General features: G+C 46.9%; 17 protein-coding genes and 1 tRNA gene. 14 read left to right on the forward strand and 4 right to left on the reverse strand.

All coding sequences use genetic code 11. The annotated features are described in order from the left end of the window. Positions 1 to 273 precede the first annotated feature (273 nt). Positions 274 to 2175: a PhoX family protein gene (locus ASC49_RS15875; protein WP_055464230.1), complete on the forward strand. Its 1902-nt coding sequence runs from the start codon at positions 274 to 276 to the stop codon at positions 2173 to 2175. A 150-nt stretch (positions 2176 to 2325) separates the two neighbouring features. On the opposite strand, the gene ASC49_RS15880 is transcribed toward ASC49_RS15875, so the two are convergent. Then, a tRNA-Leu gene (locus ASC49_RS15880) sits at positions 2326 to 2411 on the reverse strand. Between the two features lie 225 nt (positions 2412 to 2636). On the opposite strand from ASC49_RS15880, the gene queA reads away from it, so the two are divergent. The 5 genes from queA to secF all read left to right on the forward strand — a co-directional run bounded on the left by queA (position 2637) and on the right by secF (position 8108). Next, positions 2637 to 3698 carry a tRNA preQ1(34) S-adenosylmethionine ribosyltransferase-isomerase QueA gene (queA, locus tag ASC49_RS15885; protein ID WP_055464231.1) on the forward strand — a complete coding sequence of 354 codons (1062 nt, stop codon included), beginning with the start codon at positions 2637 to 2639 and terminating at the stop codon, positions 3696 to 3698. Positions 3699 to 3730: 32 nt separating this feature from the next. Next, positions 3731 to 4849 carry a tRNA guanosine(34) transglycosylase Tgt gene (tgt, locus tag ASC49_RS15890; RefSeq protein ID WP_211262073.1) on the forward strand — a complete coding sequence of 373 codons (1119 nt, stop codon included), beginning with the start codon at positions 3731 to 3733 and terminating at the stop codon, positions 4847 to 4849. An 84-nt stretch (positions 4850 to 4933) separates the two neighbouring features. Further along, positions 4934 to 5260, forward strand: a complete 327-nt coding sequence (yajC, locus tag ASC49_RS15895; RefSeq protein ID WP_055464233.1) for a preprotein translocase subunit YajC — start codon at positions 4934 to 4936, stop codon at positions 5258 to 5260. Between the two features lie 74 nt (positions 5261 to 5334). Beyond that, positions 5335 to 7188: a protein translocase subunit SecD gene (secD, locus tag ASC49_RS15900; RefSeq protein ID WP_055464234.1), complete on the forward strand. Its 1854-nt coding sequence runs from the start codon at positions 5335 to 5337 to the stop codon at positions 7186 to 7188. 14 nt (positions 7189 to 7202) lie between these two features. Continuing rightward, on the forward strand, positions 7203 to 8108 hold the full coding sequence (gene secF / locus ASC49_RS15905; protein ID WP_055464235.1) for a protein translocase subunit SecF: 906 nt from the start codon (positions 7203 to 7205) through the stop codon (positions 8106 to 8108). Positions 8109 to 8177: 69 nt separating this feature from the next. On the opposite strand, the gene asd is transcribed toward secF, so the two are convergent. Both asd and ASC49_RS15915 read right to left on the reverse strand, forming a co-directional pair. After that, on the reverse strand, positions 8178 to 9035 hold the full coding sequence (asd, locus tag ASC49_RS15910) for an archaetidylserine decarboxylase (RefSeq protein ID WP_055464236.1): 858 nt from the start codon (positions 9033 to 9035) through the stop codon (positions 8178 to 8180). A gap of 23 nt (positions 9036 to 9058) precedes the next feature. Next, positions 9059 to 10531, reverse strand: a complete 1473-nt coding sequence (locus ASC49_RS15915; protein WP_072242147.1) for an HDOD domain-containing protein — start codon at positions 10529 to 10531, stop codon at positions 9059 to 9061. A 128-nt stretch (positions 10532 to 10659) separates the two neighbouring features. Here ASC49_RS15915 and motA point away from each other — a divergent pair, with 128 nt between their 5' ends. Together motA and ASC49_RS15925 are read left to right on the forward strand one after the other, a co-directional pair. Next, positions 10660 to 11514 carry a flagellar motor stator protein MotA gene (motA, locus tag ASC49_RS15920; RefSeq protein WP_055464238.1) on the forward strand — a complete coding sequence of 285 codons (855 nt, stop codon included), beginning with the start codon at positions 10660 to 10662 and terminating at the stop codon, positions 11512 to 11514. A 9-nt stretch (positions 11515 to 11523) separates the two neighbouring features. Beyond that, positions 11524 to 12426, forward strand: coding sequence for an OmpA family protein (locus tag ASC49_RS15925; protein WP_055464239.1), 903 nt, complete (start codon positions 11524 to 11526; stop codon positions 12424 to 12426). 29 nt (positions 12427 to 12455) lie between these two features. Here ASC49_RS15925 and rsgA read toward each other — a convergent pair whose 3' ends face one another. Continuing rightward, positions 12456 to 13490 carry a small ribosomal subunit biogenesis GTPase RsgA gene (gene rsgA, locus ASC49_RS15930; RefSeq protein ID WP_055464240.1) on the reverse strand — a complete coding sequence of 345 codons (1035 nt, stop codon included), beginning with the start codon at positions 13488 to 13490 and terminating at the stop codon, positions 12456 to 12458. A 74-nt stretch (positions 13491 to 13564) separates the two neighbouring features. Between rsgA and orn the strand changes: the two genes are divergently transcribed. From orn to miaA, 6 genes are all read left to right on the forward strand, one after another. Further along, positions 13565 to 14119: an oligoribonuclease gene (gene orn, locus ASC49_RS15935; protein WP_055464241.1), complete on the forward strand. Its 555-nt coding sequence runs from the start codon at positions 13565 to 13567 to the stop codon at positions 14117 to 14119. 101 nt (positions 14120 to 14220) lie between these two features. After that, entirely contained in the window at positions 14221 to 15702 is a 1482-nt protein-coding gene (locus ASC49_RS15940) for a bifunctional ADP-dependent NAD(P)H-hydrate dehydratase/NAD(P)H-hydrate epimerase (protein ID WP_055464242.1), read from the forward strand. 44 nt (positions 15703 to 15746) lie between these two features. Then, positions 15747 to 16214, forward strand: coding sequence for a tRNA (adenosine(37)-N6)-threonylcarbamoyltransferase complex ATPase subunit type 1 TsaE (gene tsaE, locus ASC49_RS15945; protein WP_055464243.1), 468 nt, complete (start codon positions 15747 to 15749; stop codon positions 16212 to 16214). A gap of 107 nt (positions 16215 to 16321) precedes the next feature. After that, positions 16322 to 17650, forward strand: coding sequence for an N-acetylmuramoyl-L-alanine amidase (locus ASC49_RS15950; protein ID WP_055464244.1), 1329 nt, complete (start codon positions 16322 to 16324; stop codon positions 17648 to 17650). A gap of 23 nt (positions 17651 to 17673) precedes the next feature. Further along, the gene (mutL, locus tag ASC49_RS15955) at positions 17674 to 19671 is read left to right on the forward strand and encodes a DNA mismatch repair endonuclease MutL (protein ID WP_055464245.1); all 1998 of its coding nucleotides are present in this window, start codon (positions 17674 to 17676) and stop codon (positions 19669 to 19671) included. Between the two features lie 3 nt (positions 19672 to 19674). Further along, complete coding sequence (miaA, locus tag ASC49_RS15960) at positions 19675 to 20607, forward strand: tRNA (adenosine(37)-N6)-dimethylallyltransferase MiaA (RefSeq protein WP_055464246.1); 933 nt, start codon at positions 19675 to 19677, stop codon at positions 20605 to 20607. The last annotated feature ends 74 nt before the right edge of the window (positions 20608 to 20681 follow it).

Below are 20681 nucleotides of genomic sequence, written 5' to 3' on the forward strand. Positions count from 1 at the left end.
AAAACCTACCTTTCGTTTGGTTCAGGTTATTTTTAGAAGTAACCTGATCTTCATTTGTATGGCGTCTTTACCTGAGCATAGATTATCGGCCATAGTTTCTAACGTTTTAATATAAAAGAGCTTTTCTTCACGATCACTTTAAATTGTAATCAAATTGTCACTCAAATATCACGCAAATGACATTCAATCACGGCTAAATATGTTTCGAATGAAACCTATTGCGCAGCCAGAGCGCGAATAAATACAAACAATTGATAGATTGAGGGAATTGCAATGTCAGTTAAGCACGATCAAATGCTAGGTTTTGATGAGCACGATGAGTTAGTCCGTCCAGCGGTTGAAGTGGTTGAATTTGAAGAAACAGCGAAAGCGATGGTGTCTCGTCGTGGTTTCTTAACCGGTGGTGCTGCAATGGGCGCAACAGCGTTTGTTATGGGTTCAACAACACTGGCGGCAGGTAAAGCCTTAGCGGGCGAAGAGATGAAAATGTCTCGCCTAGCATTTGAAATGGTAAAAGCGAATGCGCTGGATACTGTGACTGTGCCAAAAGGTTACAACTGGCAGGTGTTGGCATCTTGGGGTGAGCCGCTATTCTCGAACGCACCAGAATTTGATCCAGCAACAGGTGGAACCGGTGAGTCTCAGGAACTAGCGTTTGGTGACCACAACGATGGTATGGCGCTATTCTCTCACAACGGTCGTCAAATCCTTTGTGTTAACAATGAATACACCAATGCTACGACGCTGCATGCTAACCGTGCAGATGGTAAGCCGATCAATGCGGATGACGTGCGTAAAAACAAAGCAGCACATGGTGTATCTGTGGTTGAAATCGCGCGTAAAGACGGTAAATGGGGCATTGTAAAAGATTCTGAATTCAACCGTCGTATTACTGCTGATACGGAAATGGACATCACAGGTCCTGCACGCGGCCATGATCTAATGAAGACCAAAGCCGATCCAAAAGGTGTGGTAGCGAAAGGTACTTGGAACAACTGTGGTAACGGTCAAACGCCATGGGGTACTTACCTAACGTGTGAAGAAAACTTCAACGGTTACTTCTCTTCAAGCTCAGCTGACTTTGCGCTAACGCCACAAATGAAACGTTACGGTATCAGCCATAAAGACCGTGGTTACAACTGGGCGCTAGCGGACGATCGCTTTGATCTGTCGAAAGACCCACAAGAGCCAAACCGTTTTGGTTACATCGTTGAGATCGATCCACTAAACCCGAAAGCGCGTCCGAAGAAACGTACGGCACTAGGTCGCTTCAAGCACGAAAACGCGGAAGTCGAAGTGGCAGCCAACGGTCACGTGGTGGTTTACCTAGGTGATGATGAGCGTGGTGAATTCCTATACCGCTTCGTATCTAAGAACAAATACGTGGTGGGTGGTGACAACACGGATCTTCTAGAAGAAGGTACGTTGTATGTTGCTAAATTCAACGAAAACAACACTGGTCACTGGATTGCACTAACGCCAGAGTCGACTGGCATGAGTGCGCCAGAAATCGCGATCTACACTCGTGAAGCAGCTTCCAAAGTGGGCGCGACGACGATGGATCGTCCTGAGTGGGTAGCGTCTAACCCGAACAAAGCAGAAGTTTACTGCTCTCTAACGAACAACAAAAACCGTGGCGTTAAGCCAAATGCGGGTGGCGATGAAACACCTGCGGTAGGTCCAAATCCACGTGTGAAAAACAACTACGGCCAAATCGTTCGTTGGGTACCAGCTAACCAAGATCACACTGCTGAGAAATTTACTTGGGATCTATTTGTCCTAGCGGGTAACCCTGCGGTTTACGATGATGCTTACGCGGGTTCTAAGAACGTCAACAAAGACAACATGTTTAACTCTCCAGACGGCTTGAAGTTTGACAAGAAAGGCATGCTTTGGATTCAAACGGACGGCAACTATTCAAACGAAAAAGACTTCGCTGGTCAGGGCAACAACCAAATGTTGGTAGGTGATCCAGAAACAGGTGAAATCAAACGTTTCCTTGTGGGTCCTAAAGAGTGTGAAATCACTGGTGCAGCGTGGAGTGCAGATCGTACGACCATGTTCGTAAGTATCCAGCACCCAGGCGAAGGTGGTAACTCTAACTGGCCAAACGGCGGCACACCGCGTTCAAGTGTGATCGCGATCTCTCGTGATGACGGCCAAATGATTGGCTAAGTTTCCAATTTGAAGTTTCCTGCAACGGCGCCTACTAAATAGGCGCCGTTTTTTTGCTTTGGTGCTCAAGAGAGATTTGCTGATTGCTTGTCAGTGGCTAAAACGAAAAAAGCCCCAAGCTTTCGCTTGGGGCTTTTCGCATCATAAAGATGGTACCAGTGGCCGGACTCGAACCGGCACGCTTTATAGGCAATGGATTTTGAATCCATCGTGTCTACCAATTCCACCACACTGGCTTTGAAAAAGGTGAGGCGTATTATGGTTATTTATTTTGGGGTGTCAACGGTTTTTTCCGAAATAAATCAAAAAACTTTAGCTTGATTAGCTTTTGTTTAAAAGCTGACCAAAAGCAAAAATTAACCAAGCAGTTAAATGGGAAATCTTCTTATATCGTACCCAAGTGAATAGAAATTCGCTAAAATGCCGCATCATTTTTCTAGGTTGAAGTTAAAATAGCTATTATGCGCGTTTCTGATTATCGCTTTGAGCTACCTGAGGAACTCATTGCACGCTACCCGATGCCTGAACGAACGGCGAGCCGCTTGCTTAAACTTGACGGCCCAACAGGCGAACTGTCACACCATACATTTAAAGATGTTTTAGACTTCGTTGAACCGGGCGACTTAATGGTGTTTAACAACACCCGAGTGATTCCTGCTCGGCTTTACGGCCAAAAAGCGTCGGGCGGTAAGCTTGAGCTGTTGGTTGAGCGTTTGTTATCAGAACACGAAATCTTAGCGCATGTTCGTTGTAGTAAGTCACCTAAAGTCGGTAACCGTTTAGAACTGGGTACAGACCGGGGTGCTTGCCATGGAGCCGAGATGATCGGTCGTGACGATACCTTGTTTCATTTGCGCTTTGATGAGCCGGTGCTAGAAGTATTGGAAAAGGTAGGGCACATGCCTTTGCCACCATATATTGAGCGTCCTGATGACGAAAGCGACCAAGAACGTTATCAAACGGTATACAACAAAACCCCGGGGGCGGTGGCAGCTCCGACCGCAGGTTTGCATTTTGATGATGCCTTGTTGGCAAAATTAAAAGAGAAAGGGGTGGATACGGCATTCGTCACTCTTCACGTAGGTGCGGGGACTTTTCAGCCCGTGCGTGTTGACGATATCAAAGATCACGTGATGCATTCTGAATACGCTGAAGTATCACAAGAAGTCGTTGATAAAGTGCGTGCCACCAAGGCCGCTGGTAAGCGAGTCATTGCCGTTGGTACCACCAGTGTACGTTCGTTAGAGTCCGCTAGCCAAACGGGTCAGATTGAACCGTTTGCGACCGATACCAGTATTTTTATTTACCCTGGTTATGAATTTAAAACCGTTGATGTGTTGGTGACTAACTTCCACCTACCAGAATCGACCCTCATCATGTTGATCAGCGCTTTTGCTGGCTATAGCAATGTGATGAATGCTTACCGCGTTGCTGTCGCAGAGAAATACCGTTTCTTCAGTTACGGCGATGCCATGTTTATTACTCGAAACCCAAAGGCCGAAGGGCCGACTGCTGAGGAATAAGACGAATGTCAGATAAACGTCCAGAGTGTTTTATGGACTTTGAGGTGTTAGCGACCTCAGGTAAAGCTCGCCGTGCGCGCTTGAGCTTTCCTCGCGGCGACATTGAAACGCCTGCGTTCATGCCTGTTGGTACCTACGGTACTGTTAAAAGTATGTTAACCAAGGATATCGAAGCCATTGGCGCGGATATTATTCTTGGTAATACTTTCCACCTTTGGTTGCGTCCAGGAACGGATGTGATTAAAGCTCATGGTGACTTGCATGATTTTACTCAATGGCAAAAACCTATCCTGACCGACTCGGGTGGTTTCCAAGTATTCTCTTTGGGTGATATGCGCAAAATCACTGAAGAAGGCGTTAGTTTTCGCTCGCCTGTCAACGGTGACAAGGTGTTCCTGAGCCCTGAGATTTCGATGCAGGTGCAGCGCGATCTAGGCTCTGATATCGTGATGATTTTTGACGAATGTACGCCATACCCAGCTACCGAAGATGAAGCAGCAAAGTCCATGCGCATGAGTTTGCGTTGGGCTCAACGTTCGAAAGATGCCCATGGTGATAGTCCATCCGCATTGTTTGGTATCATTCAAGGCAGCATGTATGAGCAGTTGCGCGACGAATCTTTAGAGGGTTTAACCAATATTGGCTTTGATGGTTACGCCATCGGTGGTCTATCTGTGGGTGAGCCTAAAGAAGACATGGTGCGTATCCTCGATCATTTAGCTTACAAAATGCCGGAGGATAAGCCTCGCTACCTAATGGGGGTGGGTAAGCCTGAAGATCTAGTTGAAGGTGTGCGTCGTGGTGTGGACATGTTTGACTGTGTTATGCCAACGCGCAATGCGCGTAACGGTCACTTGTTTACTTCTGAAGGCATTGTGCGTATCCGTAATGCCTTCCATCGGTACGACACGAACCCATTAGATAAAGAATGTGATTGTTATACTTGTAAAAACTTTTCTCGGTCATATTTACATCATCTAGACAAATGCCAAGAGATGGTCGGTGCACAATTAAACACCATCCATAACTTACGTTACTACCAGACATTAATGGCGGGATTGCGTCAGGCGCTAGATGAAGGTAGATTTGATGCCTTCGTAGATGAGTTTTACGCGAAACGTGGTATGGAAACTCCACCACTGAGTGAGTAACTGTCGATAGAATTGTCAAAGTTGTGCAACTATTTACTAAATACATGCGCAAACCGTTTTTTTAACCATTGGAGAGTAAACACCATGATCGCTTTGATCTCACCAGCATACGCTGAAGGTGCTGCACCAGCTGACGCAGGGATTTTCAACCTTGTATTGTTGGTTGGTTTTGTTGTTATCTTTTATTTCTTGATGTGGCGTCCACAAGCTAAACGCACTAAAGAGCATCGCAACCTGCTTGCTTCTTTGGCGAAAGGCACAGAAGTGGTAACAAATGGTGGTGTTCTAGGTCGCGTAACGAAAGTTGATGATAACTACGTTGTACTAGAAGTTGCCGATAACATTGAGATGAAGTTCCAGAAATCTGCAGTTGGTGCAGTGTTGCCAAAAGGCACTCTGAAATCGATCTAATGTTATGAGAAAAGCGCCTAGCGGCGCTTTTCTGCTTTCTTGGTCATTTTATTTGTTAGCTCCAAGGACCTTACATGCTCAACAAGTACCCCTTGTGGAAGTATTTGCTTATCCTGCTAGTGATCGCGCTTGGCGTAATTTACGCACTGCCAAACCTCTATCCAGACGATCCAGCACTTCAACTATCCACTCAAAAATCCACTTCTGTGGTTGATCAGCGCACCCTTGCAACAGCAGAGAAAGCTCTTCAAGACGCTGGAATAGATCTAAAACAAGCCGAAGTGACAAGCGCTGGCGGTACTCTGCGTTTTAACAACGGTGAAGACCAATTGGCTGCAAAACCCGTCATTGCTGCAGCTTTAGGCGAGAATTACGTTGTGGCACTTAACTTGGTGCCAACAACACCTGAGTGGTTGTCTTCCATTGGCGCGGGCCCTGCAAAACTTGGTCTGGACTTACGTGGTGGTGTGCACTTCTTGTTAGAAGTGGATACGCCTGCGGCATTGAAGCAGCGTTTAGATGTTGCTGCCAGTGAAATGAAAAACAGCATGCGTACGGAACGTATTCGTTACCGCAGCGTAGAAGTGAACGGCGGTGTGATGTCGATTCGCTTCTTGCGTGAAGAGGATCAGCAAGCGGCACTTGAGTTGCTGCAAGATGAATTCTCAGAATACGTTTACAATACCTCTAACGATGGCACTGATTACTTTGTTGAGATTGGTTTCACTGAAGCGGCTCGTGCTGAAGTGGAAGCCTATGCATTGCAGCAAAACTTAACCACGCTTCGTAACCGTGTAAACGAGCTTGGTGTGGCTGAACCATTGGTTCAGCGTCAAGGTAGCAATCGTATTGTGGTTGAACTACCAGGCGTTCAGGACACTGCCGCGGCGAAACGTATTATCGGTGCCACGGCGAACCTAGAGTTTCGTTTGGAAGCAGGTCTTGATGCTAATGCTGCGGATGTCGATACGCTAACGTTTCGTGATGGCAGTGGTCGTACGGCTCGTTTAGAGCGGGATGTGATCATCACCGGCGATAGTGTCGCGGATGCAAGCTCGTCTTTTGATGAGAACGGTCGTCCGCAAGTTAACATCAGCCTAGATGGTAAAGGCGGTTCACAGATGGCTCGTACTACACGTACAGCCGTGGGTCGTAATATGGCGGTGGTGTTCATCGAGCATAAGAGTCGTAGTCGCTTTGTTGAAGGTGAAGATGGCAAGCTGACCGAAGTGCGTCGTAGCTACAGTGAGAAAAACATCATTTCTCTTGCTACGATTCAAACGACCTTGGGTAATTCGTTCCGTATCACCGGTCTTGATAGTCCTCGTGAATCCTCTGAGTTGGCGCTGTTGCTTCGTGCGGGTGCTTTGGCTGCGCCGATTTACTTCGTTGAAGAGCGTACTATCGGTCCAAGTCTAGGTGCTGAGAACATTCGTTTAGGTGTGTTGTCGGCACAGATTGGTCTGCTTGTCGTGATGGCATTTATGCTGGTGTACTACAAGGTATTTGGTTTGTTTGCGAACATCTCGCTAGCACTAAACATCGTTTTGTTGATGGCCTGTATGTCGTTGTTGTCAGCGACACTGACTTTGCCGGGTATTGCAGGTATCGTTTTGACCATGGGTATGGCGGTGGATGCCAACGTACTCATATTCTCTAGGATACGGGAAGAGCTCAAAGCTGGCTTGCCGAGTCAACAAGCCATTCATTCTGGTTTCAATCGCGCTTTTACAACCATTTTGGATGCTAACATTACGACCTTGTTGGTGGCGGTGATTCTATTCGCGGTGGGCACGGGGCCAGTTAAAGGCTTCGCTGTGACACTTTCTCTTGGTATTTTGACGTCTATGTTTACGGCGATTGTCGTAACGCGTGCCCAAATTAATTTGGTGTACGGCGGACGTAAAAATAAGCGTTTATTTATCTAGGAGATGGCGAAACGATGAATATTCCATTTATGGCAATGCGCAAAGTCGTCGCGATGATCTCGATTGCGATGGTGCTGGTTTCTTTAGGCTCTCTGGCGGTAAAAGGTCTTAAGTTTGGCCTAGACTTTACTGGCGGTAGCTTGATTGAGGTGCAGTACGCTAAGGCGCCAGCGCTGGATGAAGTGCGTACCTTGCTAGCAGAAGGTGATTACCAAGATGTCACGGTACAGAACTTTGGATCGCCAGTTGATGTGGTGGTGCGTATGGGGAATGCCTACACGCCAACCTTGGGAGATGAGGTGCTAAGCACGCTGCGCGATAACGGCAGTGTGAAAGTTGAGTTAATGCGCTCTGAGTACGTGGGCGGTCAAGTAGGTGAGGAGCTGCGTGAGCAGGGTGGTTTAGGTATGCTGCTAGCTCTAGCCATCGTGATGGTATACGTAGCAGTACGCTTTCAGTTTAAGTTCTCAGTGGCTTCGGTGGTGGCGTTGGCTCACGATGTGATTATCACTTTAGGTATCTTCTCTCTCTTGGGGCTGGAGTTTGACCTGACGGTGTTGGCTGCTATTCTGGCGGTGATTGGTTACTCGCTAAACGACACTATTGTGGTGTGTGACCGTATCCGTGAGAACTTTCGTATTATGCGGGATACTACACCATACGATTTGATTAATGAGTCTATCAATCAAACTCTGGATCGTACGATCATTACATCGATGACGACCTTGTTTGTCTTGGTGGTATTGTTCTTCTTTGGTGGTGAGAGTATTCACAACTTCTCTCTAGCGCTGCTGATCGGTATTTTGATCGGTACTTACTCCTCTATCTTTGTAGCGGCCAATCTATTGTTGGCGCAAAATATAACTCGCGAAGATTTGGTGCCAGCACCAAAAGAAGAGCTAGAAGACGAGATGCCATAAGGTATTTCTATGGTGAATAAAAAACCCGCACAGTGTGCGGGTTTTTTATGATTGGGTGTTTTTCTTTGGCTAAGCGATAACGCGACCAAACTCCATGCCCATACGTGTTTGGCTGTCCGCTTGTAGATGTTTTTCCCATTCGGCCACGTCTTTGCCAAATAGCACAATCGCGGTCGAGCCAAGCTTAAAGCGGCCCATTTCCTCACCTTTTTTCAGTTCAATGTTGGCAAGCTTGTCGTAGTCCCAAGTCTGTACTTGTTTGCTAAATGGTGTCACTTGACCTGTCCAAACAGTCTCAATGCTGGCAACGATCATGGCACCGACAAGAATCACAGCCATAGGCCCTGCAACGGTATCAAAGATACAAACGGTGCGCTCGTTACGTGCAAACACATTTGGGATTTGTTCAGCGGTCACTTTATTGACGGAGAAAAGTTTGCCTGGCACATGAATGGTTTTCACCAGCTTGCCATCTAATGGCATATGTACGCGATGGTAGTCACGAGGTGACAGGTAAACTGTGGCAAATTTGCCACCAAGGAATTGATTGGAGAGCTCCGCATCGCCACCAAGTAGCTCTGTTAAGCTATAACGGTGACCTTTGGCTTGGTAGATAGTTCCATGATCAATGCTGCCAATTTGGCTGATGGCGCCGTCTGCAGGGCATGCAATTACTTTGTCACCTTGAGCAATGGGGCGCATTTCAGGTTTGATTGCGCGCGTGAAAAAATCATTAAAGTTGCGATAGCTTAACGGATTCTCATTGATCGCTTCACTCATATCGACTTGGTATTTTTTAACAAACTGGCTAATGAAAGTGTTTTTAACTGGCTTGTTAGTACACTCCGCAATGCGACCGACAAAGCGAGAGAGGGCTTTTTGTGGAGTAATATGCTGAACGAAAGCAAAAAGCTTGTCTTTATTCACAAGTGTATTCCTAATACGATAATTTAGTCTGCAAGTTTTATAACACGTTTAAAGGTGTCAAATTGATTTCGGTCTAATTGGCCTTTACCTGCCAACCAGTAAATGTAAGTTTCTTGCTCATTGATAGGTGAGGAAGCGAGGAATAGGTGCTGTTTGCCATTGAGTAGCGCGTCAATCCCATCCGGTAAATCTTTTGTCATACTGGCAAATTTGTTTTCATCAAAGTGCACCGCCACACGTTTGCTGACTAGCTTAGCGATTACGCCAGAGGGAGAGTTCCACTTGATCTCTTTTAGCGTTTTCACATCATAGCCAAATTGCAGCAGCGGGCTAAGTTTGTTGTCGCTTGTTGTGTGCCTAAGGATGAGGACTTGCTCACTGTGGCCTTTAAAAATAGCTAAGAGAGCTTTCATAGCAAGGGTAGTGCGCTGCTTATGATCGGTAATGCCTTTTAGCTTCGTTTGAAGTTGCGCAAGGGGTGTTACTTTGGCTTTCTTAGCGGCGCTTGCAGCGCCTGTTGTATGTGTAAATAGGGCTGGCGATAGTAATTGCGCTGCTAGGCTATGTTTGGCCGGATGTCTAACATCACGAGCGGCTTCTGTTGTGGCGAAATGCGTGACTTGAATGGCATCGCCAAGGCGAATGTGAATAATCGCCGCAATGACTCGATAGAAGAATGGGAGGTTTTTACTTCCCCAGCCCACTATATTAGCTTCCTGTGAAACACGTGTTGCACAGTATGCCAAAATTAGCGGGCTATTCATCAAAATAGTGATGCGTTTGTCTTCGGCAAAACCGGGTAGTTGATCTGGTGTGTGGGTCAAGCGGGCGATGCTTTGTAATTCTTCGGCTGTCGGGACTTGGTCTGTTAAAAATGATTCAATGATGACTGTTGGTACTTTCCAGTACTTGAATAGGGCAACGGTAAGTTCATCGATACGACAGCCTAAAGATTCATTTTCGGCCGTAACATTGCTCTCGCCGCGCCGAACCCGCTGGGTTAATTGCTCCATTTCGTCGTGGGCATGGTACCAAAGCAACCAACGAACCGCATCACGAAAAAAAGTGATCCAAAAAACATCTTCCACATGGCTGATTTTCTTTTCAATAGCCCAGCGGCGAGCTATGGCGGCTGCTTCATAACTAATTTGCACTTCACGAGAAAAAGCGCGATGGGCGGGGTTTTTGCCGTTCGCTATATAAGAATCAAGTGCATCAAACACCTTGCTAATGCCTGCCATGCCAATCATTGAGGCTGCGTGTATCGGGCTTTTGATATCGTTGCGCTTGTATTCAACCATGGTGTTGGCTTGGTTGAGGATAGCAAAAGCCAGCATCGGTTCAGAGGCGATGTTTTTTTGCATTCTATCAAGCGTTTCATCAGGTGTTTTGATTTGCTTCTTAAGCTTAGCGATGCTGTCAGAGCCAACTGGAAACTTCCTGTCTTGCAGATAGAGTAGCCATTCATTGAGGCCAAAGGGTGACTTATTCATCATAGCTCGTTACATTTAAGGCTCAGGGCATTGTTAAATAATCGTTGCATTGCCGTTTCTATTGCATGGATGCACTAATCATACTGTATATTGTCTGGTGAGCATACACTGTCAAAAAGTAGGATGTAATAATGTTCGTAATCGCTGGAATGCTGATTGTTATTGTAAGTGTTGTTACAGGGTATTTGGCGTCTCATGGAGAGCTGTTGGCATTATGGCAGCCGTTCGAGGTACTGATTATCTGTGGTGCAGCGTTAGGTGCTTTTTTAATCGCCAATCCAGCGTCCTTGCAAAAGAAAACCTTTAAGCTTTTGCCGCAAGTGTTACTTGGTAGTCGTCATAATCGAGGCTTTTATTCCCAGTTGTTGACCTGTGTTTTCAGCCTGTTTCAGCGTAGTCGCCAAGATGGTTTTTTAGCAGTGGAACAAGATGTGGAGGCTCCGTTTGAGAGTGAGCTCTTTAATCGCTTTCCGGATGTGGTTCGAGATCGAGAATTGGTAGAGTTTTTCACGGATAATTATCGTGTCTTTACAATCACCGGTATGCCTTCCCATGAGCTTGAGGCCATGATGGATTCCGAATTGGAATTGGTGTCGGAAGAGTTGATTGCTCCTGGTCACGCAGTCAACCGAGTGGCCGAAGCATTGCCTGGTTTCGGTATCGTCGCTGCGGTATTGGGTATTGTTATTACGATGGGGTCGATTGGTGGGCCAATGGAAGAAATTGGTGCGCATGTTGCCGCAGCCTTGGTCGGTACGTTTCTTGGGGTCTTTTTTGCTTATGGCTTCGTGGGACCAGTATCAGCTCACCTTGAGCGTCTGGGGGAGCAAGAACTTCAAGCGTATCTGTGTGTTAAGGCCTGTTTAAGTGCTATGGCGTCTGGCCACCCTCCAGCTATTTCGGTTGAAGCAGGGCGTAAACTTTTGCCGCCGCATCTTCGACCAAGTTTTATTGAATTGTCAGACCTAGTGAAGCAATTTCGTTAAGGGGACGTCATGAATAATTACGACCCCGTCATTCGCCGCGTAAAAAAAATCAAGAAAGGTGGTCACCACGGTGGCGCATGGAAAATTGCGTTAGCGGACTTTGCTTTGGCAATGATGGCGTTTTTCTTGGTGCTATGGATTATTAATGTGGCGTCGCCAGAAGAATTAGCGGCCATTGAAGGGTATTTCAATGATCCTGCCGGTTTTTCAACGGCCGGTTACAGTAATAAACCAATTGATTTGGGCGGAAGCCCTGCAATGAGTACTGAGCGTAAGTTGGATATGGATTTGCCTGAACCCGGAAGTACCCCAAAATTAACCGACGAAACTGCTCAGCGTGAAGGCAATAATGGGGATGAGCTAGAGAAAATGAACGCCATGTTGGTGGAGCAATTCAAGAGCTTAGATCGCATTAATTCCAATAATCACAGTATGCGTATTGAGATTACTCCTGAGGGTGTGCGTATTACCTTGATTGACGATCCTGATAAACCGATGTTTGAACGCGGTAGCGCGCAATTAGTGCCTGATATGGAAAACACTTTACTGTCCATGGCATCCGTGTTTAATCAAGTAAAAAACCCGTTGGTTATAACTGGTCATACGGACTCATTGGCATTTATTGGTAATGGGTATCAAGATAATTGGGACTTGTCGAGTGAACGCGCCAACGCTGCTAAGCGTGCTTTAGTTGAAGGCGGGGTTGCCCAGCGACGCATCGCTCAGGTGATCGGTCTAGCGGATACGGTGCCCTATAATCGAGTAAATCCTGATAGTCCGGAGAACCGACGTATTTCCATTACCTTGATGACCGATTCTGCTTACAAGAGGCTGCTTGAAAGTAGCCGTCGTCGCTTTGGCGGAGAAAAAATCCAGCTGGATTCTTCTATGACCCCCGAGACTGTCTTCTAGGGGGGGCATAGTTGAATTAAGAGTTGGCGCTAGAAGGCGTCGTTGTCGCGAATCGATTGACGAATGCGAAGGTAGCTTTCAAAACGGTGTGCGGAGATTCCACCTTTCTCAAGAGCTTCACGGATGGCGCAGCCTGGTTCTTGCTCGTGAGAGCAGTCGCGGAACTTGCAATAGCCAAGGTGGGGGCGAAATTCAACAAAACCTTCCAGTAGTTCCTCTTCGCTGATGTGCCATAGACCAAATTCACGAATCCCAGGCGAGTCAATCAAGTCACCTCCTGATGGCATATGGAATAGACGAGCCGTTGTTGTTGTATGGGTGCCTTTTTTACGCTTCTGCGATAGCTCGCCAACACTAATTTCAATGCCTGGCAGTAGGGAGCCGATTAATGAGGATTTCCCTACTCCTGATTGACCTACGAAAACGCTGATGCGATCTTGTAAAAATGCATGCAGCTCGCTCATGCCTTGTTCATTTTTGATCGACGTACGTATTACTCGGTAACCAAGGTTTATATAGGTGCTGAGTAGATTCTCTAGATCTTCTTTATTAGACTCATCGATTAAATCACATTTATTCAAAAGAATAACGGGCGGAATATCGACGGTCTCTGCTGCCACAAGATAGCGATCTATAAGGTTGGCATGGGGAACTGGTTCTGCTGCGATAACGATGACAATAAAGTCAATATTGGCTGCGACCGGCTTTAGGCGACCATGCATATCAGGGCGCTGCAGTAGGGTATCACGATCTCCTCGAGCTACCACGACACCACCTTCATTTTGCTTCGGACGCCAAACCACCTTATCACCGGTGACCAATTGACCAAGGTTAGCACGCATATTACAGCGGGTGCTTATGCCAATATTAGGCTCTTGTGTGCCTTCGACCTCAACTTGTGTGCCAAAGTGAGAGATGATGATGCCTTCGGTCTCGGGCCCTAGATCAGAAGACTGTAACGTCTCCTCGGCACGGTCAGCACGCTTTTGTGTGCGCTCCATGCGTTCTTTTTGAATCCGCTCAATGCGCCAGGCTTGTTGTTTGGTCAGCTTTCGTTTTGACATTCGTATTTGTAGGTCGTTAATTTAAACGCATAGAGTATAATGGCTGGCAATTAAAATACAGGACTGAGTGCGATATGAGTTACAGTGAAGACAACCTGATCTGGATTGATTTGGAAATGACGGGGCTTGAGCCGGACACGGATACCATCATTGAGATTGCGACAATTGTCACGGACAAAGATCTTAATGTCTTGGGAAGAGGACCTAACTTAGCGATTCACCAAGAGAAGGCGGTAATGGACGCTATGGATGAATGGTGTACCACGCATCATGGTCAATCAGGTTTGACTGAGCGCGTGCTGAATTCAAAAATTACTATGGCGGATGCTGAGGCACAAACGATTGCATTTCTAGAGCAATATTTGCCAGCGGGTAAATCGCCAATCTGTGGTAACAGTGTCGGTCAAGACCGCCGTTTCCTCTATCGGTATATGCCTAAGCTTGAGGCTTACTTTCACTATCGTTACTTAGACGTCAGTACCATTAAAGAGTTGGCGAAGCGCTGGAAGCCAGAAGCTCTTGATGGGTTTGAGAAAAAGGGCTCGCACTTGGCTCTGGACGACATTATTGAATCTATTGAAGAGCTAAAACACTACCGCAAAACCATGTTTGGTCTTGAGGCCAAATAAACTTGCTTACGGCGTGGGCTAACGCCCACGTTGCCATATATTTCCGCTATGCTTGTCTGATACGCTTATTGACCTACTGATAAGATCGGGAGACAGCTGTCATGCCATCCGTCCTTCTTTCTAAACGCTTTTTAATCCCTCTTTTTGACATTGCTGGTATTCGCGCTCGTGAACAAGCTAGCTTTGCTCACGAGGGAGCGAGCTTTCCTATGATGTTGCGAGCAGGTAAGGCGTTATATGACCATATTCTGCGTCGGCACCCGACTATTACACAAATCGCTGTGGTAGTGGGCGGTGGTAATAATGGCGGCGATGGTTGGGTGGTGGCCCAGCTTGCGGCTCAGGATGGCTTGCAGGTAAGAGTGTATGATGTGGCTAGCTCGCCTAGAAAGGGAGATGCTAAGCAGGCCGAAGAGCGTGCGGTTGGGCACCCACGAGTCGAAGTGAAGAGCTCTGATGAGCTTGAATACGAAACGGCCGCTGTGGTTGTCGATGCGTTGCTTGGTATTGGTTTTCAAGCACCTTTGTCAGACGTCTATGAGCAAGTCATTAATGCTATAAATCAATTGTCCAGCAAAGGGGTTTGGGTTGTCAGTGTTGATTGCCCGAGTGGATTGGACCTTCATTCAGGTCAGGCAGTGCTGGCTGTGCATGCTGATTTGGTGGTGACCTTCATTGGCGATAAGCTCGGACACTATTTGCAAGATGGTCCCGTATACTGTCACGAAATCGTCACAGAAAACTTGCAAGCTGTTGACTTGTCTGAGCAACCGCAAGCATACTTTCTCGCGCCTGCCGCACTTGATCATCATTCTCCTTGCCAGCGAAATTTAAACTCTCATAAGGGAACTTATGGGCACGTCACTGTCATAGGGGGGGATCATGGCTATGGCGGCGCAGCCATTATGTCCAGTGAAGCGGCGGCTAAGGCTGGCTCGGGAACGGTGAGTTTATTTACCCGAGAAAAACATGTGTCAGCCTCGTTGGTGCGTAATCCGAATGTGATGGCTGTTTCGTATGAACAGGCGGATATTCAATCAACCTTGAGAAGTTCTCAATCAGTGGTTGTCTTGGGGCCTGGCTTAGGGCAATCAGAATGGTCTAAGGCAGTTTGGCAGCAATGTCAGCCGTTAAATCAGCCGATGGTGGTTGATGCAGATGGGCTCTATTGGCTTGGGGTAAGCCCAATTAAACGGGAAAAAATGGTCGTTACGCCTCATCCGGGTGAGGCGGCGCGATTGCTTAAAAAGAGCATTAAAGAAATTCTTCAAGACTTGCCTCGTGCGGCTAATTTAATAGCTAGTCGATATCAAGCGGTAGTGGTGTTGAAGGGCGCGACAAGTATCGTGGCATCACCAGATGGACGCATGATGATTGTCGGAAAGCCTTGTCCAGGTCTTGCAAAAGGTGGATCAGGTGATGTGTTAAGTGGAATGGTGGGGGCATGTTTAGCCTATTACCAAGACGCGTTTGAGGCTGCGGTCGTCGCCACAGCATGGCACAACAAAGCAGCGCAACGTTGTGGCGCTGAGCTCGGTATGATTAAGATGCAGCCATATCAATTATTGGATTATTTGGAATGATTTTGCGCACACGGGTGTGTGTAGATAAGTGAGTATGTAAACGTATGTTAGAAAGAGAAGTGTTTGGCGAAGAAGCCATGGAGTTGTTCGGGGAAAATCTAGCAGCATCACTCAAAAGAGGTGGAGTGGTATATCTAGACGGAAATCTAGGCATGGGTAAGACAACATTGGTGCGTGGTATTCTGCGTGGCTTGGGCTATGTCGGCCCAGTTAAAAGCCCAACTTACACCATTGTGGAACCTTATGACTTGGACCAAGTGGAAGTGTTTCATTTCGACTTGTATCGAATTAGTGATGCGGAAGAGTTGGAGTTTATGGGGGTCCGTGATTATTTTAAAGACGGAGCTTTATGTTTAGTGGAATGGGCCGAGATGGGAGAGGGGGTGCTGCCAAAACCTGATTTAGTGGTGCATTTAAATTTAGTTCGCCATGGGCGTTCTATTTCCATTGAACCCAAAACTAGCTACGGTGTCGAAGCGCTAGCGGAGATCACCCTACGGCTTGCCAGCTGATTTTTAAAAAGGAGGCCTTGCCTCCTTTTTTATTCTCAAGACACGTCTATTTGAGATCAAAGTCGGCAAGCGTTATAGTGTCAACATATACTTGCTAGCTGTATGATATGTATAAAAAAATCTTTTCTCTTAATTGGCTATGGCCAGTGCTTTTGCTGACGATGAGTGTTTTCGCGCAAGCTGCTCAGGTCAAAGACATTCGTGTTGCTCAACAAACGGGAGCAACACGCCTTGTATTTGAGCTGGACGCATCGGTCAGTCATCGAATGTTTCCTTTAAGTAATCCTGATCGAATTGTGCTGGATGTCAGTAATGCTGATATCTCGCAGGATGTGGTTAACGGTCTGTCCGCATTGTCGTCAGATGTATTAATGCGTGTTCGTTATGCGAAGCGTGATGACGGCATGCGTTTTGTGTTAGATCTCAATAAAAAAGTGAAAGCCAAAACCTCTGAATTATCCGCTTCAGGTGAGTATGGCCCACGCATCATGGTGGAACTGGAATACGGTGCGCAGAACAATACTGTTGCAGTAGTTAAGAGTCTTGCTTCTATTTCAGATGAAAAGCGTGATGTGGTAGTCGTGATCGATCCAGGTCATGGAGGCAAAGATCCAGGAGCCTTGGGGCAATATAAAGTACGTGAGAAAGATGTTGTATTGTCGATTGGTCTTGAGTTGGCAAAGCGTTTAAATGCAATTCAAGGTATTAAAGCGGTCATGACGCGATCTACTGATGAGTATTTGCAGCTGCGTGATCGCTCACGAATTGCTCGAGAAGCTAATGCTGATCTTATGATTTCTATTCATGCGGATGCATTCACTAAACCTTCTGCTCGCGGGGCGTCAGTCTGGGCTTTATCGCTCAGTGGAAAAACCTCTGAAATGGGGCGTTGGTTAGCGCAACAGGAGCAGGCGGCTGATTTGGTAGGAGGTATCTCCTTGGATGATAAGGATCAGTTGCTTGCCGAAGTCCTGTTGGATATGTCGATGAACTCGACCATTCAGATGAGTTTAGATATTGGTGAGAAAGTGTTACGTGAAATGAAACAGGTTGCTGTGTTGCATAAAAACTCGGTGCAACAAGCAGGCTTCGTGGTTTTAAAATCTCCTGATATTCCGTCCATCTTGATTGAGACTGGGTTCGTCTCGAATAAAACTGAAGCGAAAAACCTATCGAGTGGCACTTACCGTCGTAAGCTGGCGGCATCGATTGCTGAAGGGGTGGAAGATTTCTTCTTCTCAAATCCACCTGACGGTACCTATATTGCGTGGCGTAAAAAACAATCTGGTGGATACACTTATACAGTTTCTAAAGGCGATACGCTGTCGGAAATTGCGCGTAAAAATGGTGTTTCATTGGACTCTCTGCGCTCGGCCAATACCTTGCGTAATGATGTGATATGGGTGGGGCAAAAACTATCCATTCCGGCAGGATAAAATTCGCTTTATGAAGGAAGCTCATGTCTAGAATTAACTTGCTATCCCCGCGCCTAGCAAACCAGATTGCAGCGGGTGAGGTGGTAGAGCGCCCAGCATCAGTGGTTAAAGAGTTGCTTGAAAATAGCTTAGACGCTGGAGCGACACAGCTTGATATTGATATTGAACAAGGCGGTGTTCGAGGTATCAAAATTCGTGATAATGGTAGTGGTATTGTAAAAGATGATTTGTCTTTGGCGCTAAGTCGACACGCTACCAGCAAGATTACAACTTTAGATGATTTGGAGGCAGTGGCAACCCTTGGTTTTCGCGGTGAGGCGTTGGCGAGTATTAGCTCAGTGTCTCGACTGCATTTGACCTCTTGTGCTGCAGGTGAAAGTGAAGCGTGGCGTGTGGAGGCTGAAGGCAAGGATATGGCCACTTCCGTACGACCGGCCTCGCATCCTCAGGGTACGACCATTGATGCACGAGACCTATTTTTTAATACGCCAGCGCGCCGCAAGTTTTTACGTACTGAAAAAACCGAATTTGGTCACCTAGAAGAAGTCGTCAAACGTCTTGCTTTAAGTCGTTACGATGTGGGTTTTCGTTTAAATCATAACGGTAAACAAGTCTATGATTTACGCCCGGTGCAGGATCAATTGCATGCCGAACATCGATTAGCGACGCTACTGGGTAAGAAGTTTATTGAAAATGCCTTAACCATAGATGTAGAAGCGGCTGGTTTACGTTTATGGGGCTGGATCGGTTTGCCGACCTTCTCTCGTTCTCAAGCGGATCTGCAATATTTCTTTGTGAATGGACGTGTGGTACGTGACAAGCTCGTGGCTCATGCGGTGCGCCAAGCCTATCGAGATGTCTTGTACAACGGTCGGCATCCGACCTTTGTGTTGTATCTGGAACTCGATCCAGGGACAGTGGATGTTAACGTTCACCCGACCAAGCATGAAGTACGTTTTCGTGATGGTCGTTTGGTGCATGACTTCCTGTTTAGTCGTATTCATAAAGTCTTGGCTGATGTTCGCCCAGAGAGCGGTATGTCTGGCAGTGCGGAAAACCCGATTCAACGACAAGAGCCTCAGATTCAAGAGCAAGAAAACCTCGGCCTAGGTCACCCAAGTCAGGCTCGAGATTTGTCTTGGATGGCTGCTGGTTCATCGCCTCAGTCTAGAGTGAGCGGCGTCTATTCTGGTGTTGGAAACTATGTCCCAAAAGAAGGGCCAAGCGTTGCTGAAGTAACTGGGCAATTAAGTGCAGTTTCACAAATGAGCGACTTTGCGCGCCAATTTGCCGATGAGGAAATTGATCCAGAAACTGGTGAGATTAAGTCCATTGTGCCGAGACAGCCTCTTGTAAACACTTATGCGTCGTCGCTTGTCTCGCAGCAAGACGAAGGAACGGGCAGGGTGCGTGAGCCTCTACCGCGGCAAGGTATGACGCCACCGCTAGGCTTTGCCATCGCGCAATTGCACGGTATCTATATCCTTTCTGAAACCGAGCAAGGCATGATTATTGTGGATATGCATGCTGCCCATGAGCGCATCGTTTACGAGCGAATGAAGACCGCATTTTATTCGAAAAATGTACCATCACAGCCGCTATTGGTGCCTATTAATGTCTCGATATCTCAGGCGGAAGCGGATTTGGTAGAAGATAACCATGAGGTCTTTGTGCAGTTCGGTTTTAATATCGAACGCTCCGGTCCTGAGAGTGTCATGGTACGTGAAGTGCCTGTCATACTGATTGATGGTGATATTGAAAGCTTGGTACGTGATGTGATCAGTGATTTGGTGGTTAACGGGACAACTGATCTATTGCAGGCGCGTGCCAATGAGTTGATGGCAACCATGGCTTGCCATGGTGCGGTACGAGCTAATCGCAAGCTTTCGATTGCCGAAATGAATAGTCTTCTGCGTGATATGGAAGTGACTGAGCGCAGTGGGCAATGTAATCACGGGCGTCCAACTTGGACGCAGTTGTCGATGTCTGATTTAGATAAATTGTTTTTACGGGGCCGTTAAAATATGTCCAAACCTAAAGTTGTCTGCTTGATGGGGCCAACCGCCTCAGGTAAGACAGGCCTTGCAGTCGAACTGGCTAGCCAGCATGGCTATGACATTATTAGTGTCGACTCTGCACTTATTTACAAAGGAATGGATATTGGTACAGCAAAACCTGACGCTGAAACACTTGCCATTGCTCCTCATCGCTTAATCGATATTATTGATCCGAGTGAAAGTTACTCGGCGGCGGATTTTTTGACGGATGCTGAGCGAGAAGTGGCGGATATCGTTGCACAAGGTAAGACCCCTCTGCTGGTTGGTGGAACCATGATGTACTTTAATGCGTTGCAGAAAGGTTTAGCGCCCATGCCGCCAGCAGATGCGGCTATTCGTGCTGAATTTGATCAGCATGCGGCGCAATTTGGCTTAGTGAGCTTGCATGAGCAGTTAAAAGAAATTGATCCAGTTGCGGCGGCGCGCATTAACCCGAATGATTCTCAGCGCTTACAAAGAGCGATTGAAGTCTATCGCTTAACGGGTAAAACCATGACTCAGTGGTGGGCGGAACAAGAGGCGCAAGAGCTGCCATTTGATCTGGTTAATATTGCCGTTATGCCACAGGAGCGTTCGGTGCTGCATCTGCGTATCGAAGAGCGTTTTCGCATCATGATGGAGCAAGGCTTTCTGGCTGAAGTCGAAGCCTTGTATGCACGTGGCGATTTAACCATCGATATGCCATCGGTGCGATGTGTGGGATATCGTCAGTTGTGGCAATACCTTGAAGGTGAAGACACCTTAGAGGAAGCAATTTTCAAAGGAATCGTAGCAACGCGACAATTGGCAAAACGTCAACATACGTGGCTGCGTGGCTGGGACGATCTGGTTATTTTTGATAGTTTAAATCAAGATCTTTTAGGACAAACCTTGAAATACTTGGAAAGCAAGATTATATAAGGGGAAATCATGAAAGATTTGTTGTATTATCTACGGTATTGTTTTGCCAATATTTTAATTATAAGTTTGCTTGC

Origin of the sequence: Marinomonas fungiae, from assembly GCF_001418205.1 — a bacterium.
GTDB lineage: Bacteria > Pseudomonadota > Gammaproteobacteria > Pseudomonadales > Marinomonadaceae > Marinomonas > Marinomonas fungiae.